We start from the raw sequence: 17,881 nt of genomic DNA on the forward strand, positions 1-17,881 counted from the left end.
GGACCACTGTTGGCGAAAGAGTCGAGGTTGAACAACGCTAGCCACTCTTCAAGAAACGCAGTTCTTGCGCTAGCGTGCAGCAATGATCGAAAGCGGGCCCCGCAGGGCCGTTTCCGGTGGGTTACGGCAGGGTGACGTACGTCACGCCACCACTGGTGGGGGGGTCGAAACCGCCGGGGGTGGCCCCGATCCGCTGACCATCGGCCGCCGGCTCCGGCACGTGCGCCGGAGCCAGGGCAAGACGTTGGACGACATCGCCGCGCTGGCCGGGATCAGCGCCTCCGCGCTGTCGCTCATCGAGAACGGCAAACGGGAGGCCAAGCTCTCCGTCCTCGGAGCGCTGGCCGCCGGCCTCGGTCTCGGCATCGGTGATCTGCTGGCCGCCGAGCCGCCCAGCCGGCGGGCCGCGCTGGAGATCGAGCTGGAGAAGGCGCAACGGGCCGACTCGTTCCGTTCGCTCGGCATTCCCGCCGTCCGGACCGGGCCCCGGTTGCCCATGGAGGCACTCGAGGCGCTGGTCGGGCTGCACCAGGCACTGGGCAAGGTGCAGGCCGAACGGGCTGCCACCCCGGAGCACGCCCGCCGGGCCAACGCCGAGCTGCGCGAGTTGATGCGCCGGCGGGACAACTACTTCGGCGAGATCGAGACGGTGTCCGCGGATCTGCTGGCCGCCACCCGGTACGAGGGCGGGCCGATCACCCGCACCGTGGTCGACCGGATGGCCGCGCACCTCGGGTTCCGTCTCGTGCACACCTCGGATCTGCCCGACTCCACCCGCACCGTCACTGATCTCGCCCACCGGTTGATCTACCTGCCGCAGCCGGACGCCGGTCAGCACGACTCCCGGTCGTTGGCCCTGCAGGCCCTCGGTCACGTCGTCCTCGGCCACGAGGTGCCGTCGGACTACTCGGAGTTCCTGCGCCAGCGGGTCGAGATCAACTATTTCGCCGCATCGCTGCTGATCCCGGAAAAGGGGGCGATGGCGCTGCTGCGGCGGGCCCGCGCGGCCAAGGACATCGCCATCGAGGACCTGCGGGACGCCTACGCCGTCTCCTACGAGACCGCCGCGCACCGCTTCACCAACCTGGCCACCCGGCACCTGGACCTGCCGGTGCACTTCATGCGGATCAGCTCGTCGGGCGTCATCTACAAGGCGTACGAGAACGACGGCATCAAGTTCCCGACCGACGCCACCGGCGCCATCGAGGGGCAGCGGGTGTGCCGCTACTGGACGGCGCGCGTCGTCTTCGACCAGCCCGACCTCTCGGCCGCCTACCAGCAGTACACCGACACCAAGTCCGGGACCTACTGGTGCACGGCGTTTGTCGACCGCACCCCGGCCGGGTTGTTCTCGGTGAACGTCGGGGTCCCGTACGCGCACGTGAAGTGGATGCGCGGCCGGGAAACCGTGGAGCGGAGCAAGTCCCGCTGCCCCGATCCGGATTGCTGCTCCCAGCCGCCGGCCGAGATCGCCTCCCGCTGGGACGGTCTCGCCTGGCCCAGCGCCCGGGCGCATGCCCACCTGCTGGCCGCCATGCCGCCCGGCGTGTTCCCCGGCGTCGACCAGACCGAGGTGCTCGCCTTCCTGGACCGCAACTCTCCCGCGCCGACCTCCTGATTCCGCCCGCGACTCGGTAAAGAACGCCGCTGTTCTCGCGCAGAGATGGCGTGTTGGCCCCAGTCGCGGCGGGCGATCGATCCGATCGGGCATTCTGCCGCGGTGGGTTCCAAGGGCGGCGGCCTCGACGCAGAGGACTGGTTCGTCGATCAGTACCAGGACTCCGCCGACCAGCCATTCGTCGTGCACCTTCGGCGGCTCGGCGTCGAACGGCTGGCCGGCTTGGTCGACCCCTGGGCGACGGAGTGCATCCAGCCGGGGCACCAGATGGATTTCGGTGGTTGTCTGATCCTGGTCGACGTCCTCGACCACGAGACCCGTCGGGCCCTTCGTCCCCCCTGCACGTGGAACCTGGATCTCCAGGTGCTGTGGAACGGGAGCGCCCTGCAGGGCTACTGGGGTGACGGGTATCTATGGGACGGATTCCATCCCGACTACGACGAGATCCTGAACGTCCACGACCCATCGATGACCGACGTCGAGGCAGCGGAGCGAACGGTTGAGTGGCTGCAGGAGCAGTTGTCCCGTCCGCTCGAGCTCCGGCAGTGGGAACGTCCCGACGGCACGACATCATCCGAGTTGTGGCTGACGGACATCGGCGGCCGAATATCCAGCCACGGCCGGCCCTGGAGGCGTCGGGGTGAACCGACGAGGGTCACCCGTGTCCGGCCGCCTGGTCGGTCCGCGACTCGGTGACCACCGCCGCTGTTCTCGCGCAGCGACGGCGGATCACCCCCAGTGGGGCAGTGGTTGGATCGGGTCATGCGCATCCTGATCGTCGGTGCCGGTGCGGTCGGCGGGTTGTTCGGCGGGCTGATGGCCGCGGCCGGGCGGGACGTCACTTTTCTGCTGCGTCCGGAACGGGCCGCGCAGGTCCGCGACGAGGGGCTGACCATCGTCGGCGGCCCGGGTCTGCCGGACGTCGACGGCCAGAACGGCGTGACGGTGAACGCTCCCGTCCTGACCGCCGCCGAGCTGCGCGACGGGCCCCGATTCGACCTCGTCGTGCTCGCCACCAAGGCGTACGGGCTCGAATCGGCCGTCATCGATGTCGGCCCGGCCGTGCGGAACGGGGCGACGGTGCTGCCGCTGCTGAACGGGATGCGCCACATCGACCGGCTGGTCGCCGAGTTCGGCGGGTCATCCGTCCTCGGTGGGTACGCGTTCGTCTCGTCGTACCTGGACGAGCGGGGCCGGGTGCTGGCCGGACCGGTGGCCCCGGCCATCACTTACGGGGAGCGCGACGGGTCCGACACCGAGCGCCTCCGGGCCTTCGACGCCGCCGCCCGCGATTGCGGCTTCACGGCGACCCGAAGCGCTAAGGTCACCGCCGAGATGTGGGCGAAGTGGGTCTTCTTGGCCGCCTTCGCCGGCACCAACGTGCTGTCCGGCGGGACACTCGGCCAGGCGTCCAGCGCTCCGGGTGGCGTCGCGACGATCACCGCGCTGCTGGCCGAGACGGCGTCGGTCGCCGAAGCGGCGGGTTTCCGGCCGAGCGATGGCAAGCTGGCCAAGGACCTCACGATCCTCACCGACACGACGTCCGGCAACCGGGCGTCGATGGACAAGGACCGCCGGGCCGGGCGTCCGGTGGAGGACGAGGCCATCATCGGTGACCTGGTCGATCGGGCGGACCGGGCGGGCCTGCCCGTTCCGCTGCTGCGGGCGACGCGGATGGCCCTAGGCGTCTACCGGTCCGAACGCGAGTCGACGGGCTGAGCGTCCGGGTCGGTCGAACCCGACCTCTCGGCCCCCGCCACCCGGGCCACGTGCTGGGTGCGGGCCCGCCGCAGCGCATCGGTGGTGAAGACGATCAGGGCCAGCCAGACCAGCCCGAAGCCGATCCACCGGGCCGGCGGCATCTGCTCACCGAACCAGAGCACTCCGAGCAGGAACTGCACTGTCGGGGTCAGGTACTGCAGCAGCCCCAGTACCGACAGCGGCAGCCGTCGGGCCGCGGCCGCGAAGGCCAGCAGCGGCACGCAGGTGATGACTCCGGTGCCGATCAGCAGCAGCAGGTGGCCGGCGCCATTGCCCGGCACGGTCGAGCCGCCGGTCGCGCCGAGCACGATGAGGTAGCCGGCGGCCGGCACCAGCAGGACCAGACCCTCGGCGGTCAGCGACGTGGTCGGAGCCACCGGGATGACCTTCTTGATCAGGCCATAGGTCGCGAACGACGCGGCCAGCGTGAGGGCGATCCATGGGAACGATCCGCCGGCCACGGTGAGCACCGCCACGGCCAACGCGCCCAGGCCGACGGCCACCCACTGGGCGATCCGTAGCCGCTCGGAGAAGACGACGACGCCCAGGGCCACCGTCACCAGCGGGTTGATGAAGTAGCCCAGCGCGGCCTCCACCACCTGGTCACTGTTGACCGCCCAGATGTAGAGGCCCCAGTTGACCGAGATCACCACCGCCCCGGCCATCACCAGCAGCCAAGTGCGCGAGGACATCGCCCGCAGGGCGGGCCATCCCCGCACCACCGTGAGGACGACGGCGGACACCAGCAGCGACCAGACCATCCGGTGGGCCAGGATCTCGACCGCGCCGGACGGCTGCAGCAGCGGCCAGTAGAGGGGGAACAGCCCCCAGATGCTGTAGGCCACCAGCCCGAACCACAGGCCGTTCGTCGCGACGGCTCCCGCAGCAGGACCACGGCGGCCGTCGTCAGGAGCAGACACTCTTCAACCCCGATCTTTCGCCGCCCTCACGGTAGGTGGCCGCCGGGCCCCGGGGCCACTCGGCGGTGCACGTCACCGGCCAGTGGCGATGGCGCGGACGGCGACGACCCCGGGTGCGGGGGAGTGGGACGGGTCAGTCCCCGCCGCCCCCACCCCCGCCGCCCCCGTCTCCGCCGCCACAACCGCCGTCCCCACCGAAACCGCCGAAACCACCGCCGTCGCCGCCGAACCACCCTCCGCCGTGGCCGCTGCTCGAGGTGGTGCAGTGGCCGCCGTGGCCGGTCGAGGCGTCGCTGCCGCCGAAGGCGTACCAGCCCGGGGATCCGCCGTCGGCTGCGGCGCCGCTCCGGCGGCGGCGCGGCGTGCGCCGCCCGCCCTCCCGGACGAAGGCGACCAGTACCAGGGTCACCAGCGCCGCGATCACGATGATGGTGACGGTCACGCTGACTCTGTCCATCTCCAGGCCCTCCCTGCGGTACCGGGCGGCGGCTGCTGCCGCGCCGTCATCGGTCTCCGCAGAGTGACACCGATCACGGTCCGGCAGGAAGTAGCCTTGCAATATTGCACGACCGTCTGCAGGGAGCGTCCGATGAGCACAGTGAGCCCATCCGTCCGGGAGCGGCGGCTGGCCGCCGAGCTGCGCCGGCTGCGCATCGCGGCCGGACTGACCGGCCAGGACGTGGCCGCCGCCACCGGGTGGTCGGCGTCCAAGGTCTCGCGCATCGAGAACGGTCGGATCGGCATCGCCCCTGACGACCTGGATCGCCTGATCGAGCTCTATGGTCTGCCGCCAGAGCCGGCCACCGCCCTTCGGCGACTCGCCCCCGCCGGGCCGGCCCACGGCTGGTGGGAGGCCTGGGCGGACTCGCTCTCGTCCGGTTACGCCGCGCTGCTGCGGCTCGAGGCCGGGTCGACCGCCCTGCGGACCTACTGCGCCGTGCTGCCGCATCCTTTGGTGATGACCCCTGACTACGTCCGGCAGGTCGTGCGCTCGACCTGGCAGCGCCCGTCGGCCGCGGAGATCGAACGTCGGGTCGAGGTGTGCCGGCGTCGACAGTCAGTCCTGGATCGCGCCACCGAGCCGGGGCCGCTCCGGTTGTCCGTCGTCCTGGACGAGGCCGTGCTGCGTCGATCGGCGGTCAGCGCGCCGGGCGGCGGCGCGGACCCCGTCCGGATCCGCCGCGAACAGCTCGCCCACCTGGTGGCCGCGTCCGAACGGCCCGGGGTGGACATCCGGGTGCTGCCGTTCGCGGCCGGTATCCCGCCGGTGAGCGCTGGGTCGTTCAGCGTGCTGGAGTCCGCCGCCACCGGAGCGGCGGACGTGGTCTACCTGGAGAACAAGACGCGGATCTCATTCGTCGATGTCGACGCCGAGGTCGATCGCTACGTGCGGGACCACCGTCTGCTCACCGAGATGGCGCTGCCGGCGGCCGATTCGCGCGCGCTGCTGCAGGAGCTGGCGGCGGACTGATGCCGTCCGGGACGCCCGGACCCGGTCGAGCCGGACCGGGTGCGGGCGTCGACGCCGCGTCGGTCAGCGGTAGTTGGTGAACTGCAGGGCGATGTCCAGGTCGGCGTCCTTGAGGAGCGCGATGACGGCCTGCAGGTCGTCCCGCTTCTTGCCGGTCACTCGCAGCTGGTCACCCTGGATCTGGGCCTGCACGCCCTTGGGGCCCTCGTCCTTGATGCGCTTGACGATGGCTTTGGCCTTGTCCGAGGCGATCCCGTTCAACAGTGACCCGGTCACCTTGTAGGTCTTTCCCGACGCCGCCGGTTCGCCCATGTCCAGGGCCCGCAGCGAGATGCCCCGCTTGATGAGCTTGTCCTTGAAGACGTCGATGGCCGCCGTGCACCGCTCCTCCGTGCTGGAGGTGATGGTGATGTTGTCCTCGCCGGCCCAGGCGATGGTGGTGTCCGTGCCGCGGAAGTCGAACCGCTGGGACAGTTCCTTCGCCGCCTGGTTGAGGGCGTTGTCGGCCTCCTGGTGGTCGACCTTGCTGACGATGTCGAAGGATGCGTCGGCCATCGGAACTCCTTACCTGGGGGATGCGGCGGACGGGCGGACGTCCCCGACCGGTGCGCACCGCCGGGACGGATGCGCCCGGGCCACATTGTGCCCGCGCCGGCGGCGACCCGACCGGGCCGGGCCCAGGGCCGGGAGGCGATTGGGAAACCAGGGCCCCCCGCCTGTACGCTTGCCCGGCGCCGCACGGTCACCACTTCCCGGGTCTGCCCGGAATCGGGAATCGTCCGTGTGTCCGCAGCCCGGCAGGTTGCCCGAGCGGCCAAAGGGAGCTGACTGTAAATCAGCCGGCACAGCCTACGGGGGTTCGAATCCCTCACCTGCCACCCGCACCGACGATGGGCCCCGTTCTCCGGAACGGGGCCCATCGTCGTTTCCGGCCGGCGCGCTCTTCGACGACGTCGGGCGTCGCAGCCGGGTGGCGCAAGCCCCCGTTGGCGTACGGGAATATCACGGGTTTTCGCCCGGGACGCGAAGTTGCGTCGGTACGTCCAGCGCACCCGGGTGAATAGGGCTGCCGCGTTCGTTCTCGAATCGCCACCAACGGGCTACGCTCCGTACGGAACGGGGGTGCGGCCGGCGGATTTCCCTCATGCCCGCAGCAGATGGCCCCGCGGCGAGGTGCGTGCAGGCGTGGGTCGGGGAGGTGACTGCTGTGTCCGGTGACGCGACGCCGAGCTCGGAGCCGCCGCCGTGGCCCCCCGGCGCACCATCCGAGGCGCCGGCGGACACCACGATCCGCCCGGTGGCCAAACTACCCGTCCCCGCTGCCGCCGCCGCGCCGGCCGATCCGCCGGTCGCCGCGGTGGACACCGCCCCCCGCACGTACTACTCCGGCCCCCGCATCTTCCCGATCGTCGCCGCGGTGGTCTTCGCCGTCTCGGCCCTCCTGTGGTGGCCGGTGCTGGCCGCTCCGAGCATCCAGGTGTCCGACAGCAGCCTGCTGGTCGGCGGCCTGATCCTGATCGCGGCGTTCCTGCTGGGTGAGCTGTTCCCCCTGCAGATCGAGGTCCGCCGGGAGACCTGGCTGGTCTCGGGGTCCGAGCTGCCCATGGTCATCGGACTGCTGGTGCTGCCGCCCTGGCTGGTCGGGGTGACCCACGCCGCCGCCGGGCTGCTGGTGTTCCTCTTCCGACGGGACAAGTGGCGCAACGTCGCCGTGAACCTGTCGTTCATCGTCGTCGAGACGGGCACCGCCGCCGCCGTCATGCTGGCGATCGTCCGCCCCGACAGCACGATGCCCATCCAGTACCTGGCGGTCGGAGCCGGGGTGCTGGCCGGCGCGCTCATGTCCGCGTTCGCCGTCAGCCTGACCTACCGGCTCATCGGGCCGTCCGAGCCGATGGTGCGGTTCATCGCCCGGGCGATCCTGGCCGGCGGAACCGTGGTCACGTTCGCCCTGGTCCTCTTCACCGTCTGGCGCAGCGGCAGTGCCGGATGGATCCTGTGCCTGCTGATGGCCGCGGTGCTGGGCGCGATCTACCGCACCTACTTCGTCTTCCTCCGCCAGCATGCCGATCTGGCCCAGATGTACGCGATCGGCCGCCAGATCAGCGCCATCGGGACGTCGGAAGGCGGCTGGCAGGAGGTCCTGGCCCAGATCCGGGAACAAATGAACGCCGAGGTCGCCGTCCTGCACCTGCAGGACGACGACGGCCGGCATCTCACTCTCGGAGCCGGCCCGGACGGCCCCCGCCCGATCGCCGACGTGGGCTGCGAGGATCCCGTCATCCGCGCCGCACGGGCCAACGGGGCGGCGCGCGCGTCCAACGATCGGATCGAGGATCCGGCGGTGCTCGAGGCACTGGCCGCTCGGCCGGCCTGGGACGTGATGGTGGTGCCCCTGCAGGCCGGGGACCGTGAGCGTGGTTACCTCGAGGTCCGCGACCGCGTCACCCGGTGGGGTCGGTTCCGGGACGACGACGAGAAGGTCCTGCAGACCCTCAGTGGGCAGATCGCGACCGCGCTGGACAACCTGCGCCTGTTGGAGACCCTGCGCCACGAGGCCTACCACGACGCCATCACCGGCCTGCTCAACCGCCCCGGCCTGACGGTGCGCGTCCAGGACGTCATCGCCCAGCAGAGCGGCGGCGCCGTGCTGATGGTCGAGTTGAACGTGCTGTCGCAGGTCAACAACGCCCTGGGGCACGATCGCGGCGAACGTCTGCTGCGCGCGGCCGGCGACCGGCTACGGGAGCTCACCGGGCCGAGCCGTCCGGTGGCCCGGATCGAGACCGACCGGTTCGCGGTGCTGCTCGAGGCGATGCCCGAGGTCGACATGGTGACCTTCGGGGCCCAGATGCTCCGGGTGGCCTCGGCCGCCTACGGGCTCGACGGCATTGAGGTGGACCCGCAACCCAGCCTCGGCATCGCCCTGGTCACCGCGACCGCGACCGCCGACATCCTGGGCGACATGGCCGTCGAACCGGGAACCATGCTGCAACGGGCCGAGATGGCGATGATGGCCGCCCGCACCCGTCAGGACAGCCTGCAGATCTACCGGCCGAGCATGGGCGAGGTCTACCGCCGGCGCTTCCAGCTGGTCACCCAGTTCCGGCAGGCCATCGAGCAGGGCCGCATCGTCGTGCATTACCAGCCGAAGATCGGTCTGGCCGATCGCCAGCTGATCGGCGTCGAGGCGCTGGTGCGGTGGATGCACCCCGAGTTCGGTCTCGTGTCTCCGGCGGAATTCGTGGAGGCCATCGAGGCCACCGGGTCGATCGACATCCTGCTCGAGCACGTCCTGGACACCGTGCTGCGCCAGCTGGCCGAGTGGGCGGCCCAGGGGGTGCGCATCGCCGCGGCGGTGAACCTCTCCGTCCGCAACCTGATGGCCGTGGGTTTCCCGGGCAAGGTCAACGACGCCCTCCGCAAGCACGGGGTCGACCCGGCACTGCTGACCTTCGAGATCACCGAATCGTCCGTCATGGAGGACCCGGAGCACTCCCTGCCGGTGCTGAACCGGCTGCATGCGCTCGGCGTGGGCCTGTCGGTGGACGATTTCGGGACCGGCTACTCCTCACTGGCCTATCTGCGGCGGCTGCCGATCGACGAGATCAAGATCGACCGCTCGTTCGTCATGAGCATGGGCAGCGACCTGGGCGACCTGGCCATCGTGCGCGCCATCGTCGACCTGGGGCATTCGCTGGGCCTGCGGGTGGTGGCCGAGGGCGTCGAGGAGGAGGCCGCGCGCGACGCGTTGCGGGACATGCACTGCGATCAGGCGCAGGGCTACCTGATCTCCCGGCCGTTGCCCCTGGACCGCTTCGAGGCCTGGCTCGCGTCTCGCACGGTGACCATCTACGACCCCGATTCGTCGGTCCACGTGCTGCGAATGATGTCCTGACCAGCGGTTTCGTTCCTGGACCTGTCGTAATGTAGAGTTGACGAGCTTCCTCCGGGCGGCCGGATCACTCCGGAGAGCCAGAGAGCAGCGCCCCTTTAGCTCAGTCGGCAGAGCGTCTCCATGGTAAGGAGAAGGTCTACGGTTCGATTCCGTAAAGGGGCTCGGACGGAGGTCCCGGTCGGTGCGAACCGACTCGGGAGCTTCCGATCAGGACCGGCCGAAGCCCGGTGCCTGCCCGTGGCGGTGTAGCTCAGCTGGCAGAGCAAGCGACTCATAATCGCTGTGTCGCCGGTTCAAGTCCGGCCATCGCTACCACGATCGCGGTTGTCGCCTGATGACTGCTGCAATACTGGTCGATGGTTCTGCGGCTGTGCCGCGTCCCGGACCATTCCTGAACAGGCGCGAGAAAGAAGATTCATCATGGCTGCCACCGACGTTCGCCCGAAGATCACCCTGGCGTGCGAGGAGTGCAAGCACCGCAACTACATCACCCGCAAGAACCGTCGGAACGATCCCGACCGGCTCGAGGTGAAGAAGTTCTGCCCGAACTGCGGGACGCACCGTAACCACAAGGAAACCCGCTAGTCAGCTCGCGCAGAGCTCACGGATCCCCTCGTGGCCATCGACACCGCGTACGTCGGGCGGTCTTTCCCGTACCCCCAGCCGTACGTCGTCGGCGTCGAGAAGATCCGTGAGTTCGCCGCCGCCATCGGTGAGACGGCCGCCGTCTGCACCGATCGGGCCGCCGCCCGAGCGGCCGGCTACGCCGACCTCGTCGCCCCGCCCACCTTCGCGATCGTGGTCGCGGCGGGTGCGCAGGACGCGATTCTGTTCGGCACCGACCTTGGTGTCGATTTCAGTCGCGTCGTGCACGGTGACCAGCGGTTCGAGCACCACCGCCCCATCGTGGCTGGCGACGAACTGACCTGCGAAGTCCACGTGGACGCGGTCCGCGTGCTGGCGGGCAACGAGGTCATCACCCTGCGGACCGAGATCACCGATCCGTCCGCCGCTCCGGTCTGCACCTGCCACGTGACCCTCGTCGTCCGTGGAGGCGCGGAGTGAGCACCCCCGCACTGGCGTCCGTCGCCGTCGGCGACCAGCTACCCGCTCTCGTCGCCCACCTGACCCGCGCCCAGCTGGTGCGCTACGCGGGTGCTTCCGGTGATTTCAACCCGATCCACTGGAACGCCCGGGTGGCCACGTCCGTCGGTCTGCCCGACGTCATCGCCCACGGCATGCTCACCATGGCCACGGCCGGCCGGGTCGTCAGCGACTGGGTCGGCGACCCGGGCCGCATCCGCTCCTACGAGGTGCGTTTCACCCGTCCCGTCGTCGTCACGGACGGCCCGGATGACACCGCGGGGGCGACCCTCGAGATCACCGCCAAGATCGGTGCCCTCGACGAGGCCGCCGGCACCGCCCGGGTCGACATCACGGCCACGTTCAACGGACAGACCGTGCTGGGCAAGGCCCGCGCCGTCGTCGCGCTGGCCTGACCCCCGACGGGACCCGGCCCGCCGGCCGGACCTCCACACCCGCAGACGCCGAACGCCGCCACCCCGAGGGGATGGCGGCGTTCGGCGTGGTGGGGCCGGTCAGCGGGCGGTGGCCAGGAACTCGCCCATCCGCGTGACCCCGGTGACGAGGTCGTCGTCGCCGAGGGCGTACGACAGCCGGAAGTAGCCCGGAGTGCCGAACGCCTCGCCGGGGACGACCGCGACCTCGGCCTGATCCAGTACCAGCCCGGCCAGTTCGGCCGACGACTGCGGGCGGACCGGGCCGGTCGGGGTGTCGAACTCCTTGCCGATCAGGTCCCGCACCGAGGGATAAACGTAGAACGCCCCGAGCGGCTCGGGGCACTGCACGCCCGGGATCTTGTTCAGCAGCTCGACCATGGTCCGCCGCCGACGATCGAAGGCCGTGCGCATCTCGTCCACGGCGTCGAGGGATCCGGTGATCGCGGTCAGGGCCGCCTGCTGGCTGACGTTGGCGACGTTCGAGGTCAGGTGGGACTGCAGGTTCGCCGCGCCCTTGATGACGTCCTTGGGGCCGATCATCCAGCCGACCCGCCAGCCGGTCATCGCGTACGTCTTGGCCACGCCGTTGACGATGATGCAGGTATCGGCGATCTCCGGCGCCACGACCGGCATGGAGACGAACGTCGCGTCCCCGTAGACCAGGTGCTCGTAGATCTCGTCGGTGATGACCCACAGGCCGTGCTCGGCCGCCCACCGGCCGATGGCCGTGACCTGCTCCGGCGGATAGACCGCACCGGTCGGGTTGGACGGCGAACAGAACAGCAGCACCTTGGTGCGTTCGGTGCGGGCCGCCTCGAGGTCGTCGACGCTCAGCAGGTAGCCGGTGGTCTCGTCGGCGACGACGGGCACCGTCACCCCGCCGGCCAGGGCGATGGCCTCCGGGTAGGTGGTCCAGTACGGAGCCGGCAGCAGGACCTCGTCACCTGGATCCAGCAGCGCGGCAAAGGCCTGGTAGACGGCCTGCTTGCCGCCGTTGGTGATGAGGACCTGGTCGGCCGTGACCTCGAGGCCCGAGTCCCGCCGGGTCTTGTCCGCGACCGCCTGCCGCAGGGCGGGGAGCCCGCCGGCGGGGGTGTAACGGTGGTTGGCGGGGTTGCCACAGGCCTCGACGGCGGCCGCGACGATGTAATCCGGGGTGGGGAAGTCCGGCTCGCCGGCGCCGAAACCGATGACCGGCCGACCGGCCGCCTTGAGGGCCTTCGCCTTGGCGTCGACGGCCAGGGTGGCGGATTCGGCGATGTTGCCGACCCGGGCGGACAGGCGGGGGCGGACGGGCGCTTCGGAGGAAGGGGCCGGGATGCTCATGAGTTCATCGTGGCATGTCACGAAGGTTCCCCGGAGCCCGGCCCGGCCGGCCGATCCGGTGACCGGTGGCGCCGGATTGTCGTTCCGGTGCCCGCGTGTCCTACACTGGTCAGCCGGGGTGTACTGAGGTCTGCCCGTAGGTGGGTCGTCGGCGGTTCGTGACGGCTGCGTGCGGACGGGTTCCCCAGGGCATCCCGATCGTCGTCGGCCTCGGCCGGCGGCACAGAGGGGCGTAGCTCAACTGGCAGAGCAGCGGTCTCCAAAACCGCAGGTTGCAGGTTCAAGTCCTGTCGCCCCTGCACCACCGATCGGCCGGCGCACCCGCGGTGCGCCGACGATCAGCACCCGACCACGGCCACCCCACCTGCGAGCGAACGGACAGCGAGTGAGCAACGACCGCGACCCGGCTCCCCGCGACGGGGAGACCCCCGCCGGCAGCGCCGCGGACGAGACGTCGTCCACCGCCGGGTCCGACGACTCGACGGCATCCGCCCCGGCGGAGACCGCGGCCGATGGCGGGACGACCCCGCGTGCGGCGGCCGGCTCGGCCCGGGCCGCAGCCCGCGCGGCGGCTGGTGCCCGCCCGGCGCCCAAGGCACGTCGTTCGGTAACCGTGGACGCGGATGGCGAACCCACCACCGCCGAGACGGCCGACAGTGATGACGACGCGGTCGGCACGGTCAAGGCCCGCAGCGAGCGCAAGGGTGGAGCCACCCGCAGCCGGGCCGAGGCATCCGCCGGCGAGGGCCGGGGGAACATCTTCGTCCGGTTGCGGCGTTTCCTCCGTGAGGTGGTCGCCGAGCTGCGGAAGGTCATCTGGCCGTCGCGCAACCAGATGGTCACCTACACGATCGTCGTGATCGTGTTCGTGTCGGTGATGGTCGCCTACGTGGCCGGGTTGGACGTGCTCTTCGCCCGCGGGGTGCTGGCGATCTTCGGCTGACCCGTGGCCGTCGGCGCCGGGGGTCTGGCTCGCCGCCCCGTGACGCCCCACGGCCACGACAGGCACCATCGAAGAGAACGACCGCCACCCAGGCAGTGCAGAACCGGGTCAGACCGGACGAGAAGGAAGCGAGATCCACCGTGTCCAGCCACCTCGACCACTCCGAGGACTCCGTCCGCGAGCACGCGACGGACGAGGAGACCTCGACGCTCGAGAACGCGGCGGACGAGGAGGTCCTCAGCGACGGCGAACGGACAGTGCTCGCCCCCGCGCCGCCGGCCGATGCGCCGACCGACGCCGACGAGACCCTGGCCGCGACGCCGGTCGACGGTGCCGCGGACGACGACGAGAGCGCCGAGGGTGAGGGCAACGAGGACCTCGCCGAGTATGGCGACCCCGAGCAGGCCGACCCCGAGGCCGGCTCGGCCGTCGAGGGTGAGACCGCGGAGGGCGAGACCGCCGAGGTCGACCCGACCGAGGAGCTGCGGGCGTCGCTGAAGCGCGCGTTCGGCGAGTGGTACGTCGTGCACTCGTACGCCGGTTACGAGAACAAGGTCAAGACCAACCTCGAGACCCGCATCAAGTCGCTCGACATGGAGGAGTACATCTTCCAGATCGAGGTCCCGACCGAAGAGGTCACCGAGATCAAGAACGGCCAGCGCAAGCTGGTCCAGCGCAAGGTCTACCCCGGGTACATCCTGGTGCGGATGGACCTGACGGACGCCTCCTGGAGCGCGGTCCGCAACACCCCGGGTGTGACCGGCTTCGTCGGCGCGACGGCCCAGCGGCCGTCCGCGCTGACCATCGACGAGGTCGTGAAGATCCTGGCCCCGGCCGCCCCGCGCAAGGCCGAGAAGTCCCAGCCGACCGCCGGTGCCGTCACCACCCGCACCGAGGTCGATTTCTCCGAAGGCGAGTCGGTCACCGTCATGGACGGTCCGTTCGCCACGCTGCCGGCGACCATCAGCGAGGTCAATGCCGACGCCCAGAAGCTGAAGGTGCTCGTGTCGATCTTCGGTCGGGAGACGCCCGTCGAGCTCGCCTTCACTCAGGTCGAGAAGATCTGACTGCAGTAACAGCCCAGTACGCACCCAGGAAAGAAGTCCAGAAAGATGCCCCCCAAGAAGAAGAAGCTTGCCGCCATCGTCAAGCTGCAGATCAAGGCCGGTCTGGCCAACCCGGCTCCGCCGGTCGGCCCCGCGCTGGGCCAGCACGGCGTGAACATCATGGAGTTCTGCAAGGCCTACAACGCCGCGACCGAGTCGCAGCGCGGTGACGTGGTCCCGGTCGAGATCTCCATCTACGAGGACCGGTCCTTCGACTTCAAGTTGAAGACCCCGCCCGCCGCCCGGCTGCTGCTCAAGGCCGCCGGTGTCGAGAAGGGTTCCGGCACCCCGCACACCACCAAGGTCGCCAAGATCACCTCGGCCCAGGTGCGCGAGATCGCCCAGCTCAAGCAGGTCGACCTCAACGCCAACGACGTCGAGGCCGCCGAGAAGATCATCGCCGGCACCGCCCGCTCGATGGGCATCACCGTCGAGGGCTGAGTCCCGGTTCCACCGTGGGAGGACCCGGCGCGGTCCGCACCAACCACACCCTCCGACTGCGGCCTGTCCGCCGCAGCCACTTTCCTCTAGGAGACAGCAATGAAGCGCAGCAAGGCATACCGCGAGGCGGCCGAGAAGGTCGACCGCGACAAGCTCTACACGCCGCTCGAGGCCGCCGAACTGGCCAAGACGACGTCCCCGTCGAAGATGGACGCCACCGTCGAGGTCGCCATGCGCCTGGGTGTCGACCCGCGCAAGGCCGACCAGATGGTCCGTGGCACCGTCAACCTGCCGCACGGCACCGGTAAGACCGCCCGGGTCATCGTCTTCGCCGTCGGTGACAAGGCCACCGAGGCCGAAGCCGCCGGGGCCGACGCCGTCGGTTCGGACGACCTGATCGCCCGCATCCAGGGCGGTTGGCTCGACTTCGACGCCGCCATCGCCACTCCCGACCAGATGGCCAAGGTCGGTCGGATCGCGCGCATCCTGGGGCCGCGCGGTCTCATGCCGAACCCCAAGACCGGCACTGTGACGCCCGACGTCACCAAGGCCGTCAAGGACATCAAGGGCGGGAAGATCAACTTCCGCGTCGACAAGGCCTCGAACCTGCACCTGGTCATCGGCCGGGTCTCGTTCCCGGTCGAGCAGCTGGTGGAGAACTACGCGGCCGCCCTCGACGAGGTGCTGCGCTCCAAGCCGTCCGCGGCCAAGGGCAAGTACCTGAAGAAGGTGTCGTTCGCGACCACCATGGGTCCGGGGATCCAGGTCGATCCGGCGCTGACCCGCAACCTGCTCGAGCAGGAGCAGGGCGTTTCCGCCTGACCTGACCCGCCGGCGCCGGCCGACCACGGCGCCGATCCGTTCTACCGCCACGACCCCCGATGACTTCGGTCATCGGGGGTCGTTGTCGTTTCGAGGAATCACGGTGGCCTATTGGGCCGAATCGGTGATGCCTTGGCACGGTGGGGTACGGCTGACCGCCGGGTGATTCAGGCCATCGGCGGCTGGTGAGAGGAAGGGCACGTTTCGCACGTCACAGGAGGCCACCGTGATCGTCCCGCCCGTATCTCGCCGCCGTCGCGGCGCCCTGGGTCTGCTCGCTGCCGCACTGCTCACCGCCGGTTGCGCCGGGTCACCGACCACGGCGGCGTCAGCGACGGGGTCCTCCGCCTCCGCTGACGTGGCGGCATCGAGTAGCCCGGCCACGACGAGTAGCGGTACCGGGCAGAACCCGGCCGGTGGGTCCGGCGGGACGACGGGGTCGCCGGCGTTCCTCGCGCAGGCGCTGAGCGCGGCCCAGCAGATGAGCAGCGTGCGGGGCGAGATCACCGTCCAGGCCGGTGACGCCGGGGCCGAGAAGCAGGTCGCCTCCGGCACCTTCACCGGCTCGCAGGCCGGCGGTCGCATGCAGGCCCTGTCCAGTGACCTGACGATTGCGGCCAAGAGCCAGGAGGTGACCATCAAGATGCTGTACGTCGACGGGAAGGCCTACGTCGGCGGCGATGCGCTGCTCAAGGAACTGAAGATCGACAAGCCCTGGCTGGAGATCACCTCGCAGTCGGACAACCCGCAGATCGCCGCCCTCGGCCAGCAGCTGGAGTCGATGCGGCAGGGCGTCGGGGCCGAGCAGATCGAGAAGATGCAGCAGGCCATGGTGTCGTCCACCGAGATCGGCCCCGAGGATGTCGACGGCACCCCCACCACGCACTACCAGGTGGTGATCGACATCCGGAAGTCGCTGGAGGCCCTCGGCTCGGCGGCCCCCAGCATTCCCGCCGGCGCGGACATCCCGGACACCATCCCCACCGATCTGTGGCTGGACGCTCAGGGCCGCATGATCAAGACCCAGGTCGAACAGCAGGCGTCCGGCCAGCGGCTGGTCACCACCGTCCATGCCCTCGCGTACGACGAGCCCATCGACATCACCGCCCCCGACCCCGCCGAGGTCAGCACCGGCTGAGCCTGGTCCTCGTCGCGAAGCCGGTCCAGCGGTGCGGAAACACCGACGTGCGATTCGGATACGCAGCGGAGGGAGAACGGCCGCCGGGGGTGGCCGGAAGTGCCGCGGTCGCCCCGGTCACCGGCACCGTCAGTCGTTCCTCCGGGAGCAGGTCACCAGCACTGTCGGCACCTTCGACCTGCAGGGCCCGGACAGGTCGACCACCACCTTCACGGTCACCCAGCAGGACGGCGTCGCTCGGGACTGGGAGGTCGGCCTGACCCTGCCCGATGACCCGGCGGTCGACGCGTCGCAGTCCGGGATCCCCGACCTGGAGGTCACCGTCCGGATGGTCGATGGATAGACCTACCTGGCCGGGGACGGGGTGCTCGGCCCGCTCGGCATCACCACGCCGTGGATGACTCCGGCCGCGGATGCCGCCGACGGTGCGGTGAAGAAGCTGGCCGACACCTTCGCCGAACTGCGGCACGGCCTCGGGCCCGAGTTCGTCGACCAGCTGAACCTCGCCCTGACTTCGGTGGAGCTGGTCGACAACGGCCAGCTGGAGGGGTTGGGGGACACCCCCGTCGATGTCTGGCATTACCGGGGCGACGCCGATCCCCGCTACCTCGTCGACGCCGACCCCGGTGCCGGGTCGGTGTCGATGGACCTCTACGTCGACGAGAGGGACCGGGTGCTGCACGCCGTGTTCACCCAGGCGACGGCCGACGGCGAGATCGTCGGCACCATGTCGGTCAGCGCCTTCGACACCGTCCCGGCCATCGAGGCCCCCGCTCCCGCCGAGGTCACCGCCCGCTGAACCTTGGCGACCGTCGCACCCCGCAACATGGGGTATCGTGGTCAGCGATCCACCGAAGACCGTCGGCTCCCGCGTGCGCGGGTGAAGGTTCCGGAAAACTTCCGGGCGGCCCGCGCAG

The 17,881-nt window shown here is 70.2% G+C and carries 19 protein-coding genes and 4 tRNA genes; 19 read left to right on the top strand and 4 right to left on the bottom strand.

Going from position 1 to position 17,881, the window contains the following annotated elements; genetic code table 11:
- The first annotated feature begins 82 nt into the window (after nt 1-82).
- The 3 genes from FDO65_RS13855 (at nt 83) to FDO65_RS13865 (ending at nt 3,337) form a co-directional block, all read left to right on the top strand.
- Nucleotides 83-1,618 (top strand): helix-turn-helix transcriptional regulator, encoded by a 1,536-nt coding sequence (locus tag FDO65_RS13855; RefSeq protein WP_137450275.1) that lies wholly within the window; start codon nt 83-85, stop codon nt 1,616-1,618.
- 102 nt (nt 1,619-1,720) lie between these two features.
- Complete coding sequence (locus tag FDO65_RS13860) at nt 1,721-2,314, top strand: hypothetical protein (RefSeq protein WP_137450276.1); 594 nt, start codon at nt 1,721-1,723, stop codon at nt 2,312-2,314.
- A 66-nt stretch (nt 2,315-2,380) separates the two neighbouring features.
- Nucleotides 2,381-3,337, top strand: a complete 957-nt coding sequence (locus FDO65_RS13865) for a ketopantoate reductase family protein (RefSeq protein WP_137450277.1) — start codon at nt 2,381-2,383, stop codon at nt 3,335-3,337.
- On the opposite strand, the gene rarD is transcribed toward FDO65_RS13865, so the two are convergent.
- Nucleotides 3,307-4,299, bottom strand: coding sequence for an EamA family transporter RarD (gene rarD, locus FDO65_RS13870; RefSeq protein WP_205850032.1), 993 nt, complete (start codon nt 4,297-4,299; stop codon nt 3,307-3,309). The genes FDO65_RS13865 and rarD overlap by 31 nt on opposite strands.
- A gap of 133 nt (nt 4,300-4,432) precedes the next feature.
- Nucleotides 4,433-4,756 carry a hypothetical protein gene (locus FDO65_RS22555; protein ID WP_205850033.1) on the bottom strand — a complete coding sequence of 108 codons (324 nt, stop codon included), beginning with the start codon at nt 4,754-4,756 and terminating at the stop codon, nt 4,433-4,435.
- A gap of 132 nt (nt 4,757-4,888) precedes the next feature.
- Here FDO65_RS22555 and FDO65_RS13880 point away from each other — a divergent pair, with 132 nt between their 5' ends.
- Nucleotides 4,889-5,770 (top strand): helix-turn-helix domain-containing protein, encoded by an 882-nt coding sequence (locus FDO65_RS13880; protein WP_137450278.1) that lies wholly within the window; start codon nt 4,889-4,891, stop codon nt 5,768-5,770.
- A gap of 63 nt (nt 5,771-5,833) precedes the next feature.
- Here FDO65_RS13880 and FDO65_RS13885 read toward each other — a convergent pair whose 3' ends face one another.
- The gene (locus FDO65_RS13885) at nt 5,834-6,325 is read right to left on the bottom strand and encodes a YajQ family cyclic di-GMP-binding protein (RefSeq protein ID WP_137450279.1); all 492 of its coding nucleotides are present in this window, start codon (nt 6,323-6,325) and stop codon (nt 5,834-5,836) included.
- A gap of 241 nt (nt 6,326-6,566) precedes the next feature.
- On the opposite strand from FDO65_RS13885, the gene FDO65_RS13890 reads away from it, so the two are divergent.
- The 7 genes from FDO65_RS13890 to FDO65_RS13920 all read left to right on the top strand — a co-directional run bounded on the left by FDO65_RS13890 (nt 6,567) and on the right by FDO65_RS13920 (nt 11,167).
- Nucleotides 6,567-6,648, top strand: a tRNA-Tyr gene (locus FDO65_RS13890).
- A gap of 419 nt (nt 6,649-7,067) precedes the next feature.
- Complete coding sequence (locus tag FDO65_RS13895) at nt 7,068-9,668, top strand: putative bifunctional diguanylate cyclase/phosphodiesterase (protein WP_137450280.1); 2,601 nt, start codon at nt 7,068-7,070, stop codon at nt 9,666-9,668.
- 89 nt (nt 9,669-9,757) lie between these two features.
- Nucleotides 9,758-9,830: transfer RNA gene (locus FDO65_RS13900), tRNA-Thr, on the top strand.
- Between the two features lie 77 nt (nt 9,831-9,907).
- Nucleotides 9,908-9,983, top strand: a tRNA-Met gene (locus FDO65_RS13905).
- Nucleotides 9,984-10,088: 105 nt separating this feature from the next.
- Nucleotides 10,089-10,253, top strand: a complete 165-nt coding sequence (gene rpmG / locus FDO65_RS13910; RefSeq protein ID WP_137450281.1) for a 50S ribosomal protein L33 — start codon at nt 10,089-10,091, stop codon at nt 10,251-10,253.
- A gap of 30 nt (nt 10,254-10,283) precedes the next feature.
- Nucleotides 10,284-10,733: a MaoC family dehydratase N-terminal domain-containing protein gene (locus FDO65_RS13915; protein WP_137450282.1), complete on the top strand. Its 450-nt coding sequence runs from the start codon at nt 10,284-10,286 to the stop codon at nt 10,731-10,733.
- Nucleotides 10,730-11,167, top strand: a complete 438-nt coding sequence (locus tag FDO65_RS13920; RefSeq protein ID WP_137450283.1) for a MaoC family dehydratase — start codon at nt 10,730-10,732, stop codon at nt 11,165-11,167. Before FDO65_RS13915 ends, FDO65_RS13920 begins: the two co-directional genes overlap by 4 nt.
- Before the next feature lie 99 nt (nt 11,168-11,266).
- On the opposite strand, the gene FDO65_RS13925 is transcribed toward FDO65_RS13920, so the two are convergent.
- The gene (locus FDO65_RS13925; protein WP_137450284.1) at nt 11,267-12,514 is read right to left on the bottom strand and encodes a pyridoxal phosphate-dependent aminotransferase; all 1,248 of its coding nucleotides are present in this window, start codon (nt 12,512-12,514) and stop codon (nt 11,267-11,269) included.
- Nucleotides 12,515-12,740: 226 nt separating this feature from the next.
- On the opposite strand from FDO65_RS13925, the gene FDO65_RS13930 reads away from it, so the two are divergent.
- The 8 genes from FDO65_RS13930 (at nt 12,741) to FDO65_RS13965 (ending at nt 17,763) form a co-directional block, all read left to right on the top strand.
- Nucleotides 12,741-12,813 (top strand) — tRNA-Trp (locus tag FDO65_RS13930).
- 86 nt (nt 12,814-12,899) lie between these two features.
- The gene (gene secE, locus FDO65_RS13935; protein WP_137450285.1) at nt 12,900-13,457 is read left to right on the top strand and encodes a preprotein translocase subunit SecE; all 558 of its coding nucleotides are present in this window, start codon (nt 12,900-12,902) and stop codon (nt 13,455-13,457) included.
- A gap of 257 nt (nt 13,458-13,714) precedes the next feature.
- Complete coding sequence (nusG, locus tag FDO65_RS13940; protein WP_137450666.1) at nt 13,715-14,524, top strand: transcription termination/antitermination protein NusG; 810 nt, start codon at nt 13,715-13,717, stop codon at nt 14,522-14,524.
- Nucleotides 14,525-14,569: 45 nt separating this feature from the next.
- Nucleotides 14,570-15,004 (top strand): 50S ribosomal protein L11, encoded by a 435-nt coding sequence (gene rplK, locus FDO65_RS13945; RefSeq protein WP_137450286.1) that lies wholly within the window; start codon nt 14,570-14,572, stop codon nt 15,002-15,004.
- Nucleotides 15,005-15,103: 99 nt separating this feature from the next.
- Entirely contained in the window at nt 15,104-15,826 is a 723-nt protein-coding gene (gene rplA, locus FDO65_RS13950) for a 50S ribosomal protein L1 (protein ID WP_137450287.1), read from the top strand.
- Nucleotides 15,827-16,052: 226 nt separating this feature from the next.
- Nucleotides 16,053-16,964: an SCO4651 family lipoprotein gene (locus FDO65_RS13955; RefSeq protein ID WP_137450288.1), complete on the top strand. Its 912-nt coding sequence runs from the start codon at nt 16,053-16,055 to the stop codon at nt 16,962-16,964.
- A gap of 31 nt (nt 16,965-16,995) precedes the next feature.
- Entirely contained in the window at nt 16,996-17,307 is a 312-nt protein-coding gene (locus FDO65_RS13960; protein WP_137450289.1) for a hypothetical protein, read from the top strand.
- Nucleotides 17,308-17,361: 54 nt separating this feature from the next.
- On the top strand, nt 17,362-17,763 hold the full coding sequence (locus FDO65_RS13965; RefSeq protein ID WP_137450290.1) for a hypothetical protein: 402 nt from the start codon (nt 17,362-17,364) through the stop codon (nt 17,761-17,763).
- Nucleotides 17,764-17,881: the final 118 nt, after the last annotated feature.

The organism is Nakamurella flava, from assembly GCF_005298075.1.
GTDB lineage: Bacteria > Actinomycetota > Actinomycetes > Mycobacteriales > Nakamurellaceae > Nakamurella > Nakamurella flava.